19 protein-coding genes are annotated in these 21,573 nt (G+C 62.2%); 9 read left to right on the forward strand and 10 right to left on the reverse strand.

Features of this window, described 5'->3' with window-relative positions; all coding sequences use genetic code 11:
- Positions 1-380 precede the first annotated feature (380 nt).
- The gene (locus tag HX786_RS04670; protein ID WP_178911775.1) at positions 381-1,790 is read left to right on the forward strand and encodes a circularly permuted type 2 ATP-grasp protein; all 1,410 of its coding nucleotides are present in this window, start codon (positions 381-383) and stop codon (positions 1,788-1,790) included.
- A 2-nt stretch (positions 1,791-1,792) separates the two neighbouring features.
- Entirely contained in the window at positions 1,793-2,743 is a 951-nt protein-coding gene (locus tag HX786_RS04675; protein ID WP_003217078.1) for an alpha-E domain-containing protein, read from the forward strand.
- Positions 2,744-2,953: 210 nt separating this feature from the next.
- Here HX786_RS04675 and msrA read toward each other — a convergent pair whose 3' ends face one another.
- From msrA to HX786_RS04725, 10 genes are all read right to left on the reverse strand, one after another.
- The gene (gene msrA, locus HX786_RS04680) at positions 2,954-3,649 is read right to left on the reverse strand and encodes a peptide-methionine (S)-S-oxide reductase MsrA (protein WP_008433754.1); all 696 of its coding nucleotides are present in this window, start codon (positions 3,647-3,649) and stop codon (positions 2,954-2,956) included.
- A gap of 120 nt (positions 3,650-3,769) precedes the next feature.
- Positions 3,770-4,795 (reverse strand): glycine betaine/L-proline ABC transporter substrate-binding protein ProX, encoded by a 1,026-nt coding sequence (proX, locus tag HX786_RS04685; RefSeq protein WP_023842851.1) that lies wholly within the window; start codon positions 4,793-4,795, stop codon positions 3,770-3,772.
- 71 nt (positions 4,796-4,866) lie between these two features.
- The gene (locus HX786_RS04690; RefSeq protein ID WP_023658964.1) at positions 4,867-5,763 is read right to left on the reverse strand and encodes a proline/glycine betaine ABC transporter permease; all 897 of its coding nucleotides are present in this window, start codon (positions 5,761-5,763) and stop codon (positions 4,867-4,869) included.
- Positions 5,756-6,889: a glycine betaine/L-proline ABC transporter ATP-binding protein gene (locus HX786_RS04695; protein ID WP_218647709.1), complete on the reverse strand. Its 1,134-nt coding sequence runs from the start codon at positions 6,887-6,889 to the stop codon at positions 5,756-5,758. Before HX786_RS04695 ends, HX786_RS04690 begins: the two co-directional genes overlap by 8 nt.
- A gap of 242 nt (positions 6,890-7,131) precedes the next feature.
- Entirely contained in the window at positions 7,132-7,527 is a 396-nt protein-coding gene (locus HX786_RS04700) for a carboxymuconolactone decarboxylase family protein (RefSeq protein ID WP_003219479.1), read from the reverse strand.
- A complete protein-coding gene (locus tag HX786_RS04705; protein WP_178911777.1) occupies positions 7,520-8,332 on the reverse strand; it encodes an alpha/beta fold hydrolase in 813 nt (270 codons plus the stop codon). Before HX786_RS04705 ends, HX786_RS04700 begins: the two co-directional genes overlap by 8 nt.
- The gene (locus tag HX786_RS04710; protein WP_003219483.1) at positions 8,332-9,408 is read right to left on the reverse strand and encodes an LLM class flavin-dependent oxidoreductase; all 1,077 of its coding nucleotides are present in this window, start codon (positions 9,406-9,408) and stop codon (positions 8,332-8,334) included. The genes HX786_RS04705 and HX786_RS04710 overlap by 1 nt, the downstream gene beginning before the upstream one ends.
- An 18-nt stretch (positions 9,409-9,426) precedes the next feature.
- Positions 9,427-10,938 (reverse strand): aldehyde dehydrogenase, encoded by a 1,512-nt coding sequence (locus HX786_RS04715; protein ID WP_087693080.1) that lies wholly within the window; start codon positions 10,936-10,938, stop codon positions 9,427-9,429.
- A 22-nt stretch (positions 10,939-10,960) separates the two neighbouring features.
- Positions 10,961-11,908 (reverse strand): flavin reductase family protein, encoded by a 948-nt coding sequence (locus HX786_RS04720; protein ID WP_003219486.1) that lies wholly within the window; start codon positions 11,906-11,908, stop codon positions 10,961-10,963.
- Positions 11,909-12,206: 298 nt separating this feature from the next.
- On the reverse strand, positions 12,207-12,806 hold the full coding sequence (locus tag HX786_RS04725) for an amino acid synthesis family protein (protein ID WP_003219487.1): 600 nt from the start codon (positions 12,804-12,806) through the stop codon (positions 12,207-12,209).
- Positions 12,807-12,995: 189 nt separating this feature from the next.
- Between HX786_RS04725 and HX786_RS04730 the strand changes: the two genes are divergently transcribed.
- From HX786_RS04730 to HX786_RS04760, 7 genes are all read left to right on the forward strand, one after another.
- The gene (locus HX786_RS04730) at positions 12,996-14,744 is read left to right on the forward strand and encodes a helix-turn-helix domain-containing protein (RefSeq protein ID WP_003219488.1); all 1,749 of its coding nucleotides are present in this window, start codon (positions 12,996-12,998) and stop codon (positions 14,742-14,744) included.
- Between the two features lie 67 nt (positions 14,745-14,811).
- Complete coding sequence (locus HX786_RS04735; protein ID WP_087693078.1) at positions 14,812-15,312, forward strand: sigma-70 family RNA polymerase sigma factor; 501 nt, start codon at positions 14,812-14,814, stop codon at positions 15,310-15,312.
- 32 nt (positions 15,313-15,344) lie between these two features.
- On the forward strand, positions 15,345-16,319 hold the full coding sequence (locus HX786_RS04740; RefSeq protein WP_087693093.1) for a FecR family protein: 975 nt from the start codon (positions 15,345-15,347) through the stop codon (positions 16,317-16,319).
- Positions 16,320-16,415: 96 nt separating this feature from the next.
- Positions 16,416-18,821, forward strand: coding sequence for a TonB-dependent receptor (locus HX786_RS04745; RefSeq protein ID WP_178911778.1), 2,406 nt, complete (start codon positions 16,416-16,418; stop codon positions 18,819-18,821).
- 222 nt (positions 18,822-19,043) lie between these two features.
- Positions 19,044-20,015, forward strand: coding sequence for a type III secretion protein (locus HX786_RS04750; RefSeq protein WP_177036033.1), 972 nt, complete (start codon positions 19,044-19,046; stop codon positions 20,013-20,015).
- A gap of 222 nt (positions 20,016-20,237) precedes the next feature.
- Positions 20,238-20,444 carry a hypothetical protein gene (locus tag HX786_RS04755; protein WP_003219497.1) on the forward strand — a complete coding sequence of 69 codons (207 nt, stop codon included), beginning with the start codon at positions 20,238-20,240 and terminating at the stop codon, positions 20,442-20,444.
- A 497-nt stretch (positions 20,445-20,941) separates the two neighbouring features.
- The gene (locus HX786_RS04760) at positions 20,942-21,556 is read left to right on the forward strand and encodes a hypothetical protein (protein WP_008432744.1); all 615 of its coding nucleotides are present in this window, start codon (positions 20,942-20,944) and stop codon (positions 21,554-21,556) included.
- The last annotated feature ends 17 nt before the right edge of the window (positions 21,557-21,573 follow it).

A 21,573-nucleotide genomic window follows, 5' to 3' on the forward strand; every position in this document is an offset into this window, starting at 1 on the left:
AGAAGAACCGGGCTGGTGCAAAGTTCAAGTAATCAGTGCACCGTTTTGAGGCGATAGGGCCGCATCGGTGGCGCGGGAGCTTGGGCCCGCTGGACCGGGACAGCGCTCCAGTGCGCAGCGGTCTGATTCCTTTTTGGGGCCGCTGCGCAGCCCAGCGGGAGCAAGCTCCCTCGCCACCAGGTGGATGGCACAGGCATTGCTTTAGTCCTTTATCTGCCCGGATACAGGAGCAATCGTTACCCCCCGACCCAGAGCCCACCCCAAAAGAAAGTAAGGACCAGGCCTGCTGGCACCATCAGCCACGGGCTCATAAAAAAATGCGTTTTCTAAAGCGGCAGTGCCAAAGCGCAGTTAGTCCCGGCACTGACAAGGTAATTGGAATGGCTCGATCTTTCTTTGATGAAATGAATGACGCACAAGGCGTTTGCCGTGCGCATTATCAGGAATTCTCCCGCTGGCTGGCCAACACGCCGCCAGAACTGCTGGCCCAGCGCCGCCGTGAAGCCGACCTGCTGTTTCACCGCGCGGGGATCACCTTCACCCTGTATGGCGACGAGCAAGACACCGAGCGCCTGATCCCCTTCGATATCATCCCCCGCAGCATCCCCGCCAGTGAGTGGAGTGTCATCGAGCGCGGCTGTATCCAGCGGGTGAATGCGCTGAACATGTTTCTTGCCGACATCTACCACGACCAACGCATCATCAAGGCCGGGATCATTCCCGCCGATCAGGTGCTGGGCAACGAGGGTTACCAGAAGGCCATGGTCGGCCTGGACCTGCACCGCGATATCTATTCGCACATCTCCGGGGTCGACCTGGTGCGCGATGGCGACGGCACCTACTACGTGCTCGAAGACAACCTGCGTACCCCCAGCGGCGTGAGCTACATGCTCGAAGACCGCAAGATGATGATGCGCCTGTTCCCCGAGGTGTTCGCCAAGCAACGCATCGCCCCGGTGGACCACTATCCCAACCTGCTGCTCAAGACCCTGAAAAGCTCCAGCCGCCTGGACAACCCGAATGTGGTGGTGCTGACGCCGGGCCGGTTTAACAGCGCGTTCTTCGAGCATGCATTCCTGGCCCGGGAAATGGGCGTGGAGCTGGTGGAAGGCGCCGACCTGTTCGTGCACGACCTCAAGGTGTTCATGCGTACCACCGACGGCCCCAAGGCCGTGGATGTGATCTACCGCCGCATCGACGATGCCTTCCTCGATCCGCAGGCTTTCAACCCCGATTCGATGCTCGGCGTGCCCGGCCTGGTCGCGGCGTACTGCGCGGGCAACGTAGTGCTGGCGAATGCGATCGGCACCGGCGTGGCGGACGACAAGTCGATCTACCCGTACGTGCCGGAAATGATCCGGTTCTACCTGGATGAAGAGCCGGTCCTGCAAAACGTGCCGACGTTCCAGTGCCGCAAGCCGGATGAGCTGTCCCACGTACTGGCGCACCTGCCGGAACTGGTGGTCAAGGAAACCCAGGGTTCCGGCGGCTACGGCATGCTGGTGGGCCCGGCGTCCAGCGTGGCCGAGATCGAGGACTTCCGCCAGCGTATCAAGGCCCGCCCTCACGCCTACATCGCCCAACCGACCTTGAGCCTGTCCACTTGCCCGACATTTGTCGAAAACGGCATCGCGCCGCGGCATATCGACCTGCGACCGTTCGTGCTCTCGGGCAAGGAAACCCGCCTGGTGCCCGGTGGCTTGACCCGCGTGGCGCTGCGCGAAGGCTCATTGATCGTCAACTCGTCGCAAGGCGGCGGAACCAAGGACACCTGGGTGGTGGAGGGCTGAGTATGCTGAGTAGAACCGCCGCAGATCTGTATTGGATGTCCCGTTACCTGGAGCGTGCCGAGAACCTGGCGCGCATGCTGGAAGTCAGTTATTCGCTGTCGTTGATGCCCCAGGCCGGGCGCAGTGACGGGCTGGACGAGTTGGCCATGTCGCTGCTCAGCAGCGGCACCCTGGACAGTTACCTTGAGCGCCATCAGCAACTGGACGCCGAGCGCATGCTGCACTTCTTCGCCCTCGACGAGGAAAACCCCGCCAGTATCTACAACTGCCTGCGGGCTGCACGGGGTAATGCCCATGCGGTGCGGGGACGGATCACGGCTGATATGTGGGAAAACCTCAACGCCACCTGGCTGGAGATGCGCAGTATTGCGGCCGGCGGGTTGGCGCGGCATGGCATCAGCCACTTTTGTGACTGGGTGAAGCAGCGCTCGCACCTGTTTCGTGGGGCGACGTCCGGGACGATCATGCGTAACGATGCGTATCGGTTTATTCGGCTGGGGACGTTTGTCGAGCGGGCGGATAACACGTTGCGGTTGCTGGACGCGCGGTATGAAATGTTTGGGGAAGAGTCCGAGGAAGTCAGCGACCTTTCGGCACGCGGGTATTACCAGTGGAGCGCGTTGTTGCGGGCGCTGTCGTCGTTTGAGGCGTATACCGAGCTGTACCCGAATGCGCTGAATGCGCGGTCGGTGTCGGAGTTGTTGCTGTTGCGCAGTGATGTGCCGCGCTCGTTGCATGCGTGTATCGAGGAGTTGAGCCATATCCTGGCGGACCTGCCGGGGAGTTATGGGCGTACGGCCCAGCGTTTGGCGGCGGAGTTTGAGGCGCGGCTGAGGTATACGGGGATTGATGAGATTCTGGAGGATGGGCTGCATAGCCGGTTGACGGATTTTATCGACACCGTGCGGGAGTTGGCGCGGGCGATTCATAGCTCCTACCTTGAAGTCGTCTGATAATCGTTCCCACGCTGATCGTTCCCACGCTCCGCGTGGGAATGAATCCGGTGACGCTCCGCGTCACGACTTCAAGAGCGGACGCAGAGCGCCCTGGCGGCGTTCCCACGCAGAGCGTGGGAACGATCGTCCTGCGTGGGAACGATCGTCCTGCGTGGGAACGATCGTCGAAAGTGGGAACGATCGTCGAAAGTGGGAACGATCATAGGTCTACTGGTTTTTCACCAGTACCGGTTCTGCGCGGTACTGCTCAGGGAACAATTTTTTCAGCTGGGCCACCTTTGGCAGGTCGTTGATCACGATGTAGGGGTACGACGGGTTTTCGGTCAGGAAGTCCTGGTGATAGGACTCCGCCGGGTAGAAGGCTTTGCCCATCTCGATCTTGGTCACGATCGGCTTGTCGAAGGCTTTCGCGGCGTCGAGCTGGGCGATGTAGGCCTGGGCGACTTTTTGCTGTTCGGCGTTCTGGGCAAAGATCGCCGAGCGGTACTGGGTGCCACTGTCCGGGCCCTGGCGGTTGAGTTCCGTGGGGTTGTGGGCGACCGAGAAGTAGATCTGCAGCAGCTTGCCGTAGCTGACCTTGCTCGGGTCGTAGGTCACGGCGACGGACTCGGCGTGGCCGGTGTCGCCGCCGCTGACGCTTTCGTACTGCGCGGTGCTCGCCGCGCCGCCGTCATAGCCGGAGACGGCGTTTTTCACCCCTTGCACATGCTGGAACACACCCTGCACGCCCCAGAAGCAGCCGCCGGCGAAGACCGCGGTTTGCAGGTTGTTCGCGTCTGCCGGCAGGTCCATGGCCGGCGGCGCGATGGCCACGGCGTCGTCGGACGGGCCGAAGGAGAACGCCGAGCTGTGGCCGACAAAGGCGGCGAACGCCAGGGCCGGTAAGTACTTAAGCAGTTTCATCTCAGTCACTCCGAAACATCAGGATAAATGCGGTCAACTGTGGGAGCTGGCTTGCCTGCGATTGAGGTGGTGAATTCAACATCGCTATCGCAGGCAAGCCCGCTCCTACATTGATCGGTGCTACTTGGCGGTTTTTGCGGTGGCCACCCAGCCGTCAAACGTCGCTTTGTTTTCCTTCATCCAGTCCTCCGCCAGCTTGCGAATGTTGCGTTCGCTGGAGCCGTCGGCGCTGATGGTTTTTTCCCAATAACTCCAGGTTGCCTGGGAAAACGTCATCTGCTCCACCAACTTCTTGATCGCCGGATTCGCCGCGATGAATTGCTTGTTGCCAATCGCATACCAGTTCCACGCCGCCATCGCCATGCGGCATGGATCAGCCCCGCCGGCGCACCCGGCAACCCCGGGCGTCAGTGCCGAAGTGGTGCTCGGCACATTGCCCGGCAACGCATCAAACGGCGTCGGCAGCCACACCACGTCCTTGCCCGGCACCATGGTGTTGGTCATCCACGACGGTGCCCACGCATAGAAAAACACCGGCTCGCCACGTTTCAGCCGGGCGACGTTTTCGAACATCAGTGCTTCGTATTTGCCGCGTACCGGGTTAACCGTGTCCTTGAGACCGAACTTGTCGAGCTGGTAATCCACCACATCGCCACAGCCCCAGCCCGGATCACAACTGATCAGGTTGGCCTTGCCGTCCTTGCCGAACAGCCCGGCGATTTTCGGGTCCTTCATTTGTTCCAGGCTGGTGATGCCGTACGCGTCGGCGGTTTTCTTGTCGATCATGTAGCCGTTATAGCCCGCGCCCGTAATGAAGCCCGAGCCCACCACTTCGGTACGGTCCTTCACCTTGTCAAAGCTCGGTTGCAGCATCGGCAAGGTCACGTCCATCGACAGGTCCAGGTCGCCCTGGGCCGCGGCGGGGAAGAACAGGGTGGTGTTGACGGTGCTCAACTTGCTCGCGTAGCCCAGGCGCTTGGTGGCCTCGATCGCGATTTTGGTCAGTACGTAGTTGCCGCCGGTGCTTTCCGATTGCACGAAGCGGATGGTCTTGCCGGTGCCCGGCAAATCCTCGGCCCACACCTGCGTACTTGCCAGGTACAACACTGCTGCAAATCCAAGCAAGGCTTTGAATGGATGCATCATGATTTCCTCTTTTTTTTCTCGTTATGGTTAGGGTTGGCAGTCAACAACGGGCATTCATGAGGTTCTTTTTGTTATGCGTTTACCGGGTTCGGATTGAGCAGTCGCTTGAACAGCGACTTGCGCTTGCGCATGGTCGGTTGCGCCAGGTTCTGGGTGATCCGGTCGAGCATCATCGCCAGCAGCACAATGGCAATCCCGCCCACCGCCGCGCGGCCCACGTCCATCCGGCCCAGGCCTTGCAGCACCACCAGGCCGAGGCCTTCGGCGCCGATCATCGCCACCACCACCGACATCACCATGGCCGTGAGCACGGTCTGGTTGAGGCCGCCGAGGATCGTCGGGATCGCCAGGGGCAGCTGGATTTCCCAGAGCAATTGGCGCTTGTCCGCACCAAAGGCGTGGCCGGCTTCCACCAGTTCGGTGTCGACCATGCGGATGCCCAGGTAGGTAAAGCGAATCAGCGGCGGGCAGGCGGAGATCACCACCGCCACTTCACCCGACACCGTGCCGACGCCAAACAGCATCACCACCGGCACCAGGTACACGAAGGTCGGGGTGGTTTGCATGATGTCGAGGATCGGCCGCATCACGCCCCACACCCGCTCGCTGCGGGCGCACCAGATGCCCACCGGAATGCCCACCACCATGCAGATCACAATCGCCGTGGTGATCAGCGACAAGGTGGTCATGGCCTCGTCCCACACCCCCAACGCGGCGATCACCACCAGGGCTACGGCGCTGAACACCGCCACCCCCAGGCTCGCCGCACGGTAGGCGATCAGGAACATCAGCAACACCATGACCGGGAAAGGGATCGCGTGGATCACCGTGTCACTCAGCCCCAGCAAATGCTCCACCGGCCAGCGAATCGCCTGGAACATTGGCCGCAGGTGAATCCCCAGCCACTCCACACCCTGGCTGATCCACTGGTCTACGGGTAAAACCGCGAGGTCTTCTGAACTAAGCATGCTGTGCAACCTCCGCAGCGGCAGGGCGCGGGGCCGGGACGCTGGCTATGCAATCAAGAATGTGCGCGCTGTTGAGGGTGCCGACGAACTGCCCGTCGCCATCCACCACCGCCACCGGCAAACCCGGTTTGAGCAGGCGCGCGGCTTCCACCAGCTTGGCGCTGGCCGGCACGCAAACGAACTGGCTCGACAGTCGTTGCAGTGCGTCGGCGCTGCCGCCCACGGCCAGCAGCGCTGCCGAGTCCAGCACGCCGACCGCCTTGCCGCTGGTGTTCAGTACGAATGCAGCCGTGCCGTCATTGCCCACCACCCGGGTGTCACCCTGCACCAGCAGCGTGTGGGCTTTTTCCATGATCGAGCGCGCATCGAACAGCCGCGAACGGTCCACCTCCCGGGTGAACGCCGCGACGTAATCGCTGCCCGGGTCCATCACGATTTCCTGGGGCGTGCCCTCGCGCACCACTTGGCCGTCGGCCATGATCGCGATGCGTGTGCCCAGCTTCAGGGCTTCCTGGAAGTCGTGGGTGATGAACAGGATGGTTTTTTTCAGGGTGCGTTGCAGGCGCAGCAACTCGTCCTGCATCTCGGTGCGGATCAATGGGTCGAGGGCACTGAAGGCCTCGTCCATGATCAGCACGTCGGCGTCGGTGGCCAGTGCGCGGGCCAGGCCGACGCGCTGGCGCATGCCGCCGGACAGCTCGTGGGGATGGTGGTCGGCCCACTTGGCCAGGCCGACAATCGCCAGTACTTCCAGGGCCCGCTTGCGCCGCTCGGCCGCCGACACACCGCGCAGCTTGAGGCCGAACTCGGTGTTCTCGATCACGGTTTTATTCGGCAGCAGCGCGAAGTGCTGGAACACCATGGAGATACGCGTGCGGCGCACTTCCCGCAGTTGGTTTTCGTCGAGGCTCACCAGGTCTTCGCCGTCCAGCAGGATCTTGCCCGCGGTCGGTTCATTCAGGCGGTTGATACAGCGCGCCAGGGTGGATTTGCCCGAGCCCGAGAGGCCCATGATCATGTAGATCGCCCCGCTGGGGATCGACAGCGATACGTTGTTGAGGCCGACCACGGTGGCGGTCTCGGCCAGGATCCGGTCTTTGCTGGCCCCGGCGGTCAAGAGCTGCATGGCCCTGTCCGGGGTTGAGGAAAAGACCTTGTAGAGGTTCTCAATCTTTAGTCGTTCGCTCACCAATTGCCTCCAATTGTTGTTTTGCAATCTGCGGAAAACTTCATCAATAGAAATTTTTGGGCTACTGGCAGTTAAAAATCTTCGAGCTAAGGCGACGCAAGGCGCAGTCGCAAAAATTTCTTGTTGTGGTGCCAAGGCACTTACAGCATGAGCGGTGTGGCGAGTGCAAGGGTTGGGCGTCAACCGGTCGTTGAATCCGATGGAGCCATGCTTTCCCGGGCTTTGCGGGCCACACGAAACGCCTCGACACCCGCCGGCACGCCGCAGTACACCGCGATCTGCACGAGGGCGGCGCGCAGTTCGTCGTCGCTCAGTCCGTTGCGCAGGGCGCCGCAGAAATGTGTACCGAATTCGTCCATGCGCCCCAGCGCCGCGAGCATTCCCAGGTTGAGCAGACTGCGTTGCTTGAGGTCCAGGCTGTCGTCGGTCCAGACCATGCCCCAGCAGTACTCGTTGAGCACCGCCTGGAAGGGCCGGGAAAAGTCGTCGGCGCGGCCCAGGGCCTGGTCGACGTAGCTATCCCCGAGGACTTGGCGGCGAACGCTTTCGCCTTGGGCCTGCAATGATTTATCCATGGTGAGTCTCCGAAGGGGTTAGAAAATCGCGTATCAGGGCGGCCACCTGTTGCGGCGCCTCGATCAGGATGCAATGGCGCAGCCCAGGCAGAATCCGCAGTTGCGAACCCTCGATGCGATCGTGCATGAACGCCGCCATCCGTGGGTTGGAGCCGGCGTCTTCGGCACCGGTGACAATCAGCGTGGGGCAGCGGATCCGTGACAGCTGTTCGCCGAAATCCGACTCGGCCAGGATGCGATACGCCGCGGCATAACAGCCCGGGTCGTTGTCGGCATTCAGTTGGCGCAGACGGGTAACAGCCTCGGGATTGCGCGCCTGAAAGTCCTCGGTCAGCCAACGCGACAGCGATGCCTCGTAGTGAGCTACCGGCTCCCCGGCCTGCAAGGCGGCGAGGCGCGCGCGTACCCGCTCGCGCTCCTCGGCGTTACGCCCGGCGACGGTCGACAGCAGCACCAACCGGTGAACCCGCGACGGATGAGTCAGGGCCATGCGTTGGGCGATCAGCCCGCCCAACGAGAACCCGGCCAGGTCGAACTGCTTGAAGCCCACGTGATCCGCCAGGGCCAGCGCCTCACCCACCAAATGATCAATCTCATAACGCCCGGGCGTGCGGGACGACTGGCCGTGGCCGCGCAGGTCGAAGGTCAGCACGGTGAATTGCTCCTGCAGACCCGCCACCGTTTCAGCCCACGCCTCAAGGCTGGAACCCACGCCATGGATGCACACCAGCGGGCGCGGTCCATGCCCGTCCAGGCGATAATTGAGCGTGACGTTGGCCACGCTGAAACGTTGTGCCTGGCCCATCACGCGCTGACCTGGTTGCGTTGTCTGGCGCGTTCGCGCTCGGCGAAGAATGGCATCACTTCATCGATGAACAGGCGCAGGGTCTGCTTCTGCAGTTCGAACGGCAAGTTGAAGGTCAGGCCCAGGCAATACTGGTCGACACCGGCGGCTTCGTAGTCGAGCAGCTTTTCGATGATTTCTTCCGGGGTGCCGAACATCAAGTTGCGCCGCAGGTTTTCCGGGTTGTAGTTGTCTTTGCCGCGCACGCTTTCAAACGGCACCGGCTCGGGGAAGCCGTTGTGCACGGTGCCGATGTTCTGCATCAGGTTCTCGAAGGCGCGGCCAAAATCCATGCTGTGCTTGACCGGCAGTTCCCAGTCGTTGGCGTTGGCGTACACGCAGGTGCGGCGCTGCATCATGAAGCGCGGGCGCGGCACGTGGGGGTTGTCGGCCACGGCCTTGTTGAATTTTTCGCCGAGCACCGCGATTTCGGCCGCCGGCAGCGAGAGCGGGGTGGACAGGATGTTGGCGCCAATGCTCACTGCCCAGTCGAAGGTGCCCGGGTCCCGTGCGGCGACCCAGATCGGCGGGTGGCCTTTTTGCAGCGGCTTCGGTACGGCGGCGGTCTGCGGGAATTTCCAGTAGTGGCCGTCGTGGGCGTAGTCGCCGGTCCAGAGCTTTTGCACCGCCGGCACCAGTTCCTTCATGTAGCCCACACCTTCCTGCTGTTGCAGGCCGGGGGTCATGCGGTCGAACTCGTACTGGTAGGAACCGCGGGCGATGCCGAATTCCAGGCGGCCGTGGGTCAGGTGATCACACAGCGCGGCTTCACCGGCAAGGCGGATCGGATGCCAATAGGCGGCAGCGAGGGTTGCGGTGCCCAGGCGGATACGCTCGGTGTGCTGGCCGAGCCAGGTCAGGGTCTGGAACGGGTTGGGCGCGATGGTGCATTCCAGGGTGTGGTGTTCGGAGGTCCACAGGGTTTCAAAGCCGCCGGCATCGGCGATCTTTGCCAGCTCCAGCAGGTTGGCCATGACGGTCTGCATCGGCACGTCTGGCGAGAAGCGTTCCATGCTCAGGGATACGGCGAATTTCATAAGATGCTCCTTGAATAATCAGCGCAGGCGAATGACGAAGGGGTCCTGCATTTCGCCGGAGTAATCGATGACCACGTTCTTGGCCCGGGAAAATTCGCGCATCACGTCAAAGCCGCCGCGACGGCCATATCCGCTGTGCTTGAAGCCGCCGTTGGCGGACATGTAGGCCGAGCTGCGGTAGGTGTTGATCCACACCGTGCCGGCGTCGATGCGGTTGGCAAAGCGCATCGCGCGGTCGATGTTCTGGGTCCAGATTCCGGACGCCAGGCCGTAGTGGGTATCGTTGGCCAGGCTGAGCATTTGCTCTTCGGTGGTGAAGGGCATCACACCCACTACCGGACCGAACAATTCGTCGCGCATGAACGGCATGTCGTTGGTGGCGTTGGCCATCACCGTGGGCTCGAAGTACCAGCCTTCGGACAGGTGCGCGGCGCTGGGGCGTTTGCCGCCGACGGCGATCTGCGCGCCTTGTTGGGCGCCGCTGGCGATGTAGCCTTCGAGCTTTTGCAGTTGGGCTTGCAGGGCCAGCGGGCCGATGTCGGTGTGTTCTTCCATCGGGTGGCCGACGCTGATCTGTTGGGTGCGGGCCACCAGGGCCTCGACGAACTTGTCGTAGATCGGCGCTTCGACAAAGCAGCGCGAACCGGCCACGCAACTTTGCCCGGCGGCGGCGAAGATCCCGGAGACCACGCCGTTCACGGCCTTCTCGATATCCACATCGGCAAACACCACGTGGGGCGATTTGCCGCCCAGTTCCATCTGGCACGGCACCAGGTTATTGGCGGCGTTGCCAGCGATACGCCGACCGGTTTCGGTGCTGCCGGTGAACACGTATTTGGCGATGTCGGGATGGCGGGTCAGGGCCTCGCCGGTGACGGCGCCGTTGCCGGTGACTACGTTGACCACACCCGCCGGGAAGCCGGCTTCGATGATCAGTTCGGCCAGCGCCAGTGTGGAGGCGCTGGCGTGTTCCGAGGGCTTGATCACCACCGTGTTGCCGATGGCCAGGCACGGTGCGAGGGTGCCGGTGAGCAGCATCAGCGGCGAGTTCCACGGGGTGATCATGCCGACCACGCCCAACGGCTCGCGGCTGCTGTAGTTGAGCTGGTTGAGCTTGTTGACCGGGATCACCTCGCCTTGCAGCTTGTCGGCCATGCCGGCGAAGTAGACGTAGGCATCGGGCAGGGCGCTCATTTGCGCGCGCATTTCCCGCAGCAGCTTGCCGTTGTCGCGGGTTTCCAGCAGCGCCAGTTCTTCGGCGTGCTCGGCCACCAGCTGGGCCAGGCGATACAACAATTTGCCGCGTGCGGTGGGTGTCATGTTGCGCCACTGCGGGTCGTTGAAGGTCTTGTGGGCGGAAGCGACGGCGCGGGCCACGTCGCCGGCATCGGCCTGGGCGAACTGGTACCAGGACTGGCCGGTGGTGGGGTCGAAACTGTCGACATAGCTGCCGCTGTCGGGAGCGACAAAGCGACCGTCGATAAACAGGTTGAGGCGGTTGCCCTCAAGGGCGCTGACCGTGGTTTTCATGCAAGAGTCCTGTAGGTGCGTGTCAAAGGGGCGCGTTTTCGAGCATCGCGATGCGGCCGCTGGCGGCAGAGCCGGTGTAGATGCCGAACTGCTGGTTCTGGCGCTCGCGGGCATAGCGGCGCACCACCGAGCGCAGTTCGTTGACCGGCATCTGCTCGATGGGCAACGCGTCCAGCGGGAAGAAGCGCAGGGTGTCGGGCAGCTCGGCGTCGAACGGGCCGAGCTGGGCGCGGTAGATCAGGTAGCCGGGGTCGGTGTCGTCGACATCGAACGCCGAGTACAGGAAGGTCGATTCCAGCTCCACCGGCAGCGAGCTGTCGCCGGCGTCGATAAAACCCTTGCGCTTGCCGGCCACCGGCAGCGTCCAGCCGCCCTGGCCATCGGCGCGAAACAGGATCGCGTCGCCGGCTTCGATCAGGTAGCCGATGATCATCTTGTGGGAGTCCAGCCAACTGGCCGGCAGCGGGTCCTGGATGTTCGCGTAGCGGCCCCGGCAGAAGCACAGCGGCAGCTTGGGGCTGGTGCCGAAGGCGCGGACCTGGCCGATCAGCACCAGGTGGTCGCCGGCTTCGATGCGCTGGTGCACGCTGCAGTCGAACCAGGTCAGGCTGTCGGTGAGGATCGGTGCGCCGGTGTGCACGGTGTCGTGGTTGACGGTGTGGAATTTGTCTGGCGACTTGGAGGCGAAGGTCCCGGAGACGTCCACCTGGCCTTCGTGCAACAGGTTCACGGCAAACTGTTCGGTGCTGGCAAACGCGGTGTAGCTGGCGGCCGACTTGCCCACGCACACCAGCAGCAGCGGCGGGTCGAGGGACACCGAGGTAAACGAATTGGCGGTCATGCCGCGCGGGTTGCCATCGGTGTCATGGGTGGTGATGACGGTGACGCCGGTGACGAAGGTGCCGAAGGCCTGGCGCAAGGCGCCCGGATCGACGGCTGCAACGTTGGCGCTGATCGCGGTGCTCGGCATCGGGGTACTCCTTTGTTCTTGTGGTGTGAAGCAAGCCTACGAGCAAGGGAAACCGTGGGCTTGCGTCGAAAAATGGTAGCGAAGACGAAAGTTTTGCTTCGTTTCGCAGTGCTCCGGCATTTCTGTGGCAAACATCAACCCTGTGGCGAGGGAGCTTGCTCCCGCAGGGCTGCGAAGCAGCCCCACAACGGCAACCGGGTTCTTTCAGGCGGACTATGGCGGGGCTCATGGGGCCGCTCCGCGACCCAGCGGGAGCAAGCTGCCTCGCCACAACTGAGCGTCGTTCTTCAGCCAGACGTCAGTCCTTGGGTTGTTCCGCTTCCATCTCGGCCATGTCCTGGTAGCGGTCGGCAATCCGTGGGTGGGCACGGGAGCCGTCGCTGGCGCCGATGGCGATCAGCACTTCGTCGGGGCCCGGGGCATCGGCGACCTGGAAGTTGGCGGTGAGAAAGTGCGAGCGCTTGCCGGTTTCGCTTTTGTGCACCATCGGCAGCGAAAGCAGGGCGCCCGGTGCATTGCGGGTGTTGGTGAAGCTCAAGTAGGCGGTGCCTTCCACGGCTTCGCGGAACAGGTTGCCGAAGCGCAGGGTGTGGATCAGGCCCGAGGCGTGTTCGATTTCGCCGTTGACCCCGACAGCCGCCGCCTTGCCGAAGGCTTCGACCTTGCCCCCGGGCATCAGGGCGATCAGGCGACGGGTCATCTCATGGCCCAGGCCGGGGGCCAGGCGCAGGATTTCCGGACGCAGGTTTTCGACGAAGCCCTGGCCGGCCCAAGGGTTTTTCAACACGGCTGCCACCACGATCAGGGTGATCGGTTTGCCGGCGTCCTTGCCGCCTTCGATAAAGGTTTCTTCGATAAAGGTGCAGTACTTCCTGACGCCCAGATTTTCCAGATTCATGATCACTCGTCGCCCTTGTGGCTGTTGGTTGTGGCCTTAGGCTAGGAGCGTTGGGCAGCAGCGTCTTCCGTGGTTACGCAGTGCAAATCCACTGGACATTGCTCTGAACCGGAGCAAATATCAGGCGGGCCTGGCAGGCAACGTGGCTGCCGTGACCTCCATGTTCGGGTGAGCGCCTTGAATCGAGAAATGCAGATACTGTCGTTGCGCGATGTGGCCAGTCAGATCAACTCCGGCGGTGACCTGCAGTCGATGCTGCACCAGTTGGTGTACGCCAGTTGCCGCCACACCCACTGGACCATGAGTTCGATCATGGCCATCGACATGGACGCCGGCTTCGGCCACGTGATCGCCCGCCATGACCCGACCCTGGTGCAGCGCCCGCTGGTGGATTGCTGGGAGCTGTCTTCCAGCCCGGTGATGACCGCCCTGCAACGCAACGAGGCGGTGTTCATCCGCGACGTGCGCGAATGCGAGTACCCCGGTTACCGCCGCGAATCCCTGGAGCGCGATTACCGCACGGTGATGGTGATGCCGATGAACTGCACCGACTTCGACGGCCGGCCCATGGTGCTCAGTGTGATTTCCCGCACGCTGATGGACGTTTCGGAAGAAGACCGGGTGTTCCTCGGCATGATCATCCACCTGGGCGCCATTGCCGTGGAGCGCCAGCGCCAGCTGGAAGCCGAACGCCGCGCCGCCGAGCGCCTGCAGCAGGCGTTGCATGTGCATACCACGATGCTTGAACACGTATTGGGCGGCGGTTCGGTGACATCGTTGTCGCTGATGGTCGGCGACCAGTTGCCCAACCCGGTGATCGCCGTGGACTTCACCGCCAACCAAGTGGTGGCGGGGCGTTCGCCGGATCCCGCATTGTTTGACGACAATGCCTGGCAGGCCGCAGTCGCCGGGGTGCTCAGCGTGCAGATCACCAAGGCCGCCCAGGAAAGTTTGCGCAGCGCCCTGCGCAGTACGGTCAACCTGTTCCTCGACGATGGCCAGCGCCAGTTCACCCTGCGGGCGCAGATCGAACCGTTGATGGTCGACCACGAACTGGTGGGCGCGCTGGTGCTGTTCCCGGTGGCGGCGCCGGTCAACGAGCTGGACCTGCTGATGCTGGAAAGCGCCAAGTTCGCCTTGAGCGTGCAGATGATGCGCAGTTTTATCCGCTTTCGTTTTGAAACCCGGACCCAGACCGAGCTGCTGCTCGAAGTGCTCGAGGGCCGCTGGCGCGATGCCGATGACATCCAGCAGCGCGCCCAGCGGCTGGGCATCAGCTTCAGCACCGCGCAGCAGATGATCATCGTCGACTACGGCGCCAAGGCCCGGGAGGCGAAGAACCTGCACCACAACGTCGCGCGCATCCTGCAGCGTGCAGGGATGCAGGCCACGGTGATCATTGTCGACAACGGTTTGGTGTGCCTGGTGCCGGCGGAAGGCGAGCGCTTGAGCAAAATCAAACGGCAGATTACCGATGACCTGGCGCACTACCTGGGTGCCGAGCCGATCCTGCTGGCCAGCGGGGTGTGCCGGGCGCTGGCGGATTATCCTGCCGCGTGGGAGCGCTGCCGGCGGCTGATCGAGATTGCCCGCTCGTTCGGCCGCAGCGGGCCGATCTCCGATCAGGATTTCGGGCCGATCCCGATCTTCGTCGCGGCCGTGGGTGGCGAGGATATTCGCACCTTCGTCAACGACAGCGTTGGCGCCATGCTCGCCCATGACCGCAAGCACCAGACGCCGTACCTGGAAACCCTGACGGCGTATCTGCGGGAGAGCTGCCGCAGCCAGGCATGCGCGGACGCGATGGGGGTGCATGTGACGACGCTGCGCTACCGGCTGGCGCGGATCCAGGAGTTGTTCGGGATTGATGTGGAAACGCCGGAACGGCGGTTTGCCACGGAGTTGGCGATTCATTTGCAGCGGGTGATTGATAGCTGACGGGTAGCATTGCTCCACTTAATAGGAAGCATTACTATTCACACCCCGCCTCCCCAGTGCTTCCTTGATGACTCCTCAGCCGCCCCGCAGAACAGGCTTTTTCGAGCACTACGAAGAGTTGATCGGGACCTGGACGCGCCGCCTGAGAAACCGTCAGCAGGCCGAAGACCTGGCCCACGACACTTTTGTGCGGGTGCTTGAGTCCAACGCCACCAAGGTTGAGCAACCTCGCGCCTATCTGCATCAAACGGCGCGCAATATCGCCGTTGACGCCTATCGCCGCGAGGACCGGCGGGAGGCGATGGCCCTGGAAGCCTTTGATCAGAGTTCGCCCCACAGTGGCGACCCGGAGCATTTCATGCACGCGATCCAGCTGGCGGATTCCATCGAGCGAGCCCTGGCCGAGCTGCCGCTCAATTGCCGCAAGATTTTCATCTGGCAGAAAATCGAGGGCCTGACCCAGCAGGAAATCGCCGAACGCCTGGGCCTGTCTAAAAACATGGTGGAAAAGTATATGATCCGCACCCTGCGGCATCTACGTGACCGCCTGGATGCGATGGCACCATGACCAATGCCCGCTTTGAAACAGGATCTTCCATGATGGATACCCGTGAGTGTGCCTGCGGCAGTGCGACGGCCCGCGACGAGGCGGCGCAATGGTTTGTGCGTGTGCAGGACAGCCCATTGAGCGCAGAAGAACGCGAGCGTTTTGATGCCTGGCGTGCAGAGCATGCCGAGCACCAGTACGAATTTGATGTGCTGCAAGGTTTGTGGAGTGCCACCGACCTGGTGCCCAAGGCGCGCTTGCAGGCGTTGTGCGATGCCCCGCAGCCGCGTGCGAAGCGCCGGCCCGTGCTGCGTTATGCAGTGGCTGCAAGTGTGCTGGCGGTGGCCCTGGGCCTGGGGTTGTTCAGTGGCCTGGATCATCCGGCGACGTATAACGCCGAGTTCCGCACTGCATTAGGGGAGCACCGGCAGGTGGCGTTGCCCGACGGCTCGCTGATGGACTTGAACAGCCGCAGCGTGGTGGCCGTGCACTATGTAAAAGGCCAGCGCGGCATCGAGCTCAAGCAGGGCGAGGCCATGTTCAGCGTCGAGCACGACACCAGCCGGCCCTTCGTGGTGGACGCCGGGGCAGGGCAGGTGACGGTCACCGGTACGCGTTTCGACGTGCGCCGCGATGACGACCAGACCCGCGTGGTGGTCGAGGCCGGTACGGTCAAAGTGCAAGGGCGCTCATCCGATGACATCGTGATGCTCACGGCCGGTCGGGGCACCCATGTGGATACCCGGGGCCAGGTGGCGGCTGCCTACGCCGTCAACCCTGAAGAGCTCACGGCCTGGCGCACCGGCAAACTGGTGTTCAACAACGCCACTCTCGGCGAAGTGGCTCGGGAGGTCTCACGTTACCGCGAGCAACCTTTGCGGGTCAGCGCGCCCGCGGTGAGCAACCTGCGCTTGACCAGCGTGTTCAAATCCACCGACACCGACGCCTTGCTCAAGGCCTTGCCGCACATTCTTCCGGTGGCCTTGCGCACCTTGCCGGACGGTAGCCAGGAAATAATTTCGCGATAGATTCAGGTTTTTTTCGAGTTCTTCGTCTTCTTGTGCAACTGCAACTGGTTTGCATTAACAGCCGCACTCTCTTGCGATCACAGGACTACGTTCGACGTGAAAAAACTCGCCATGAAAAACAATAAATCATCGCGCTGGGCACCCCTCGCCCTGGCGCTGGCCGTCAGCGCCGCACTGCCGGCGGCCTATGCTGACGATGGCATTCATATCCAGGCCCAGTCCCTGGGTTCGGCCTTGAGCCAATTGGGTCAGCAGACGTCGCTGCAAGTGTTCTTCAGCCCCGACATGGTGGCCGGCAAACAAGCCCCGGCCGTCGACGGCAACCTGTCGCCCGAACAAGCGCTGCGCCAGTTGCTGCAGGGCAGCGGCCTGGATTACCAGATCGATGCGGGCTCCGTGACCCTGCGCCCGCTGGGCAAGGGCACCGGCGAAGCCGGTTCGCCGCTGGAGTTGGGTGCCACCGACATCAAGGTGGTCGGCGACTGGCTCGGCGACGCGAATGCCCAAGTGGTGCAGAACCACCCGGGGGCGCGCACCGTGGTGCGCCGTGAAGCCATGGTGGAGCAGGGCGCGATGAACGTCGGTGACGTGCTGCGGCGCATTCCCGGGGTGCAGGTACAGGAGGCCAACGGCACCGGTGGCAGTGATATTTCCCTCAACGTTGGGGTACGCGGCCTGACCTCGCGTCTGTCGCCACGCTCCACGGTATTGATCGACGGCGTACCGGCAGCGTTTGCACCCTACGGCCAGCCGCAGTTGTCGATGGCGCCGATTTCCTCCGGCAACCTCGACAGCATCGACGTGGTGCGTGGCGCAGGCTCCGTACGTTATGGACCACAGAACGTCGGCGGCGTGATCAACTTCGTCACCCGGGCCATCCCGGAAAAATTCTCCGGCGAAGTCGGCACCACCCTGGAAACCGCGGCCCACGGCGGCTGGAAACACATTGAAAACGCCTTCATCGGCGGCACCGCCGACAACGGTATCGGTGCTGCGTTGCTGTATTCCGGGACCAAGGGCGATGGTTACCGCGACCGCAACAACTCCAACGACATCGACGACGTGATCTTCAAGACGCACTGGGCGCCGACCGATCAAGACGATTTCTCGCTGAATTTCCACTACTACGACGCCAGCGCCGACATGCCCGGCGGCCTGACCCAGAAGCAGTACGACGCCAACCCGTATCAATCGGTACGTGACTGGGACAACTTCAATGGCCGGCGCAAGGATATGTCCTTCAAGTACATCCGGCAGATCGACGACCGCACCCAGGCTGAAGTGCTGACCTACTACTCCGACAGTTTCCGCGGCAGCAACATCGCCAACCGCGACCTGAAGACCCTGGGTTCCTACCCGCGCACCTACTACACCTTCGGCATCGAGCCGCGTGTGTCCCATGTATTTGACCTGGGGCCGAGCACCCAGGAAGTCAGCGTCGGTTATCGCTACCTCAAGGAAGGCATGCACGAGCAGGCCACCAGCCTGACGCTGGTCAACAACGTGCCGACGCCCGTGGGCCAGAGTGACGGCCACGTGTACCAGGACCGTACCGGTGGCACCGAGGCCAACTCGTTCTATATCGACAACAAGATTGATATCGGCAAATGGACCGTCACCCCGGGCATTCGCTTTGAGCAGATCCGCACCGAATGGCACGACCGTCCGGTGGTAGGCCTCAATGGCGCCACGGTTCAGGAGAAGCGCCGCGAGATCCACAACAACGAACCGCTGCCGGCCCTGAGCGTGATGTACCACGTCTCCGATGCCTGGAAGCTGTTTGCCAACTACGAAACCTCCTTCGGCAGCCTGCAATACTTCCAGCTGGGCCAGGGCGGTAACGGCGACCAGACCGCGAACGGCCTGAACCCGGAAAAAGCCAAGACCTACGAAATCGGTACCCGCTACAACGACAGCGTCTGGGGCGGCGAAGTGACGTTGTTCTACATCGACTTCTCGGACGAGTTGCAATACGTCAGCAACGATGTGGGCTGGACCAACCTCGGCGCTACCAAGCACGAGGGCATCGAAGCGTCGGCCCATTACGACCTGTCGAACCTCGACCCGCGCCTGGACGGCCTGACCGCCAACGCCGGCTTCACCTACACCAGGGCCACCTCCGAAGGCGACGTTGCCTTCAAGGGCCGCGACTTGCCGCTGTACTCCCGTGAAGTGGCCACTCTGGGGCTGCGTTACGACATCAACCACTGGACCCACAACCTGGACGTCTATGCCCAGTCCGGCCAGCGTGCGCCGGGCACCGGTACCACCTACATCACCCAGCCGACTGCTGATGGCCAGTACGGGGATATTCCCGGCTACGTCTCGGTCAACGTGCGCAGCGGTTATGACTTCGGTGCGCAACTGTCGAACCTGAAGCTGGGCGTCGGGGTAAAAAACGTGTTCAACCAGGAACACTACACCCGCTCCAGCGACAACAACTCCGGGATCTACCTGGGTGAACCGCGCACGTTCTTCGTGCAGGCCAGCGTGGGCTTCTGATGCGTGCCTGATCCCAGGTATCGACAGTGACGAGGGGGCGCAAGCCCCCTCGCCATAGCCCTTCTTCCTACTCTTTTTCTAACGATTTTCTGCGTCCGCAGGAACTGAATCCGACAGCTCTACCACACAAGGAGGTGCCCACTTTCCATGGGATACCTTGTATCGCCGAGGTGTCTTTGAGCCGGGAGTGAATCGTGTCAATACGCCGAACTGGAGATGCCTATGTCGGTAACCTTATCCAACTCAACTGTTGCCAACCCCTTTGATAACGCCGCGCAGCCGCATACTGATGCCGCCACATCGACGCAGTCACGCTCACGCTCCGGGCAGGGGTCGATCCACATCAGCTTCAACTTGCCACAGAATGGGATCGGCCCGGGATATTCGAATTGGACGACGACGCAGAGCACGATGGATCGCCATGGTGCCGCCAACAACTCATTCCGGGCGTCCTATGCAAACTCGTTCCTGGGCGGGCTGATCGGACAGCTTCAGGACTTTCTGCACAAGCTGTTCAATCCGTTCCGGCCTCACCCCGGTTATGGTCGTCCTGACCCTTCCATTCCACTCAGGCCTCTTCCCGGACACTGCCGTCCGACCCCCTGCAAGCCTGACCCGGGATACGGTCGCCCGGACCCACACTTTTCGAGGCAAACCCCCGATCAACTGGGGAACCTCCTCAAGAACAAATTTGATGCGTTCACGGTGCCGGGCCAGCCCTTCATCACAAAACAAAGCCTGGAGGAGATGGCGGGCAGACGGTTGACCAACGACCAGGACCGTAATGAGAACATTCTGTTGGCCCGGGAACTGCTGCGACGCCCAGACGTAATACAAGCCTTTGACCGAGCCGGCAGGACCGGTGATCTGGATGGTCGAATCTCCCGGCGGGACCTCAACGCCGTGCTCGACTCCGGCAACGCCTTGAAGTACAAGACCGACAAACAGCTCGCCGAACAGATGTTGAAGGACTTCGACGCCCTGAAGGGTATCTGGAGCCGCTCCATCAGTATCAAAGATTTGAAAAAATTGGCCGCATCGTCGTCGAGCGACCCAAAGCAACAGCGGCTCATCGAGTTGGCCAAGGAAGTCACTCAGCGCTCAAGCCTGTTAACGCTGATGGACTCTCTTGACCGGTATGACGGCAAGATCGGCAGAGCCGCCCTGCGCCACCTCTCTCTGAACCTGTTTTAGCTCGATCACGCCGCGACCCTCTCGCGGCGTGATGACCTGCCTTGATCAATCCGCTGCTTTCAAACTCTCAGCCAGGGCTCAGACATGGCTACACCTTCGTGTGGATCGCACAATCCTGGCTATCAGCCAGCCTGTCTTGCGCCGACGGGCAGCGATACCCTGCAACCGCCCCCCGTTGCCGCACCGGGCAAACGGTGCGAAGAGGGCGCCGAAGCCCGGCGAGTGAAGAACTTCACCGGGCAGCACACGTTCCAGGCGCCGGCGGCTGACGACTTCATCAAAGGCATGTTGCCGCACGGGCAGTTGCCTGCCTCCCACGCGCCTGGGTTACGCCCGTTGCGCGCGGTGATGGGCGCTATGGTCGCAGCGATCAAAGACCTTTGGCAGGAGACAAAACCGACCTCGCCAGGGTCTCGAAAAGCCGACTGATTCTTCGGTTTTTACATGTTGTCATTGGAACGCTGCTCTATCTCGGAACCATTGCCACCGGCACACCACACACCTTTGGCCTGTTTTCACCTGAGCGATACGGCGATTGCCGGGATGATGACCAGGTCAATGTGGAACCGGAAAATGGTGGAGATGAATCATGACAATCAACGGCGGGTCGGTCTGCCAGCACCTCGGTGCTACACCCTGTATTGCCCCGGCACTGGACGGCGGTACACGGGCAATTCACGCCGCTTCAAGTGAACCCGGTGAGGCTGCGCGAAAGCACAGCCATCAATCCGGCGGGGCGCCTGTCCGCTCATCAGGCTATCGGCCTCCTTTGCGGGGGGAGAGTCACTGCAGGAGTCTGCTGCAACACCTGGGGCTTCAGAACGAAGTGGCCAGCCGCCTCCGCGGGCCCAATCCCTACATTCGTTTGCCGGACAGCGATTTGGTGAGCGCGGCGAACGCCCAATTTGCCATGCTGAAAAAACTCCATGAGAACTGACGGACTGAAGCTGTCTTCACTGCAACGAATCGCCAGTAAAAAGCTCGGTGCCAGCCGAGAGGCCGACAGCGCTATCCTGCTTGCCAAGGCGATCATCCAGCGCCCGCGCCTGATCGATGCGATCCTCGACCAGGACGGCTACATCACCCGCGAAAGCCTGGCACAGGCCGAGAACGTCGTGTTCGGCAACAGCGATCCCAGTGCCTTCAGCCCGGACCCTTTCCACACAAAAAACAATGCCGATCTCGTCCGCCTGTTCAAGGAAATGTTCACCGAGTTACGGGACCGGTCGCGGGACCGCATGGGGTTTTTCGAGCAGATCTGCTACGTCAATATCGAGGTGCTGGCGATGATGAGCAAAGACCCGGATGAGCTCGACAGCCATGGCCAAGTTGTACTGGACCCGGCCACGGGGCTACCGAAGAAGAAATACGACGAACAGCAGGTGTATATGGCGAAAAACCTTGTGGACCGGCCGGGCTTGTTGCGGTCGCTGGAAAACACCGCCGACAGCGGTCGGCGAATTTTCGGCAGCCATCACCAGGCGGGCTGGCTCAGCAACAAAACCCTTGATCGCTGGCTGGAACTCCAGAAAGCCAAATGACCCCGGGTTGACGCCTC

This window comes from Pseudomonas sp. 21615526, from assembly GCF_013386245.1.
Classification (GTDB): domain Bacteria; phylum Pseudomonadota; class Gammaproteobacteria; order Pseudomonadales; family Pseudomonadaceae; genus Aquipseudomonas.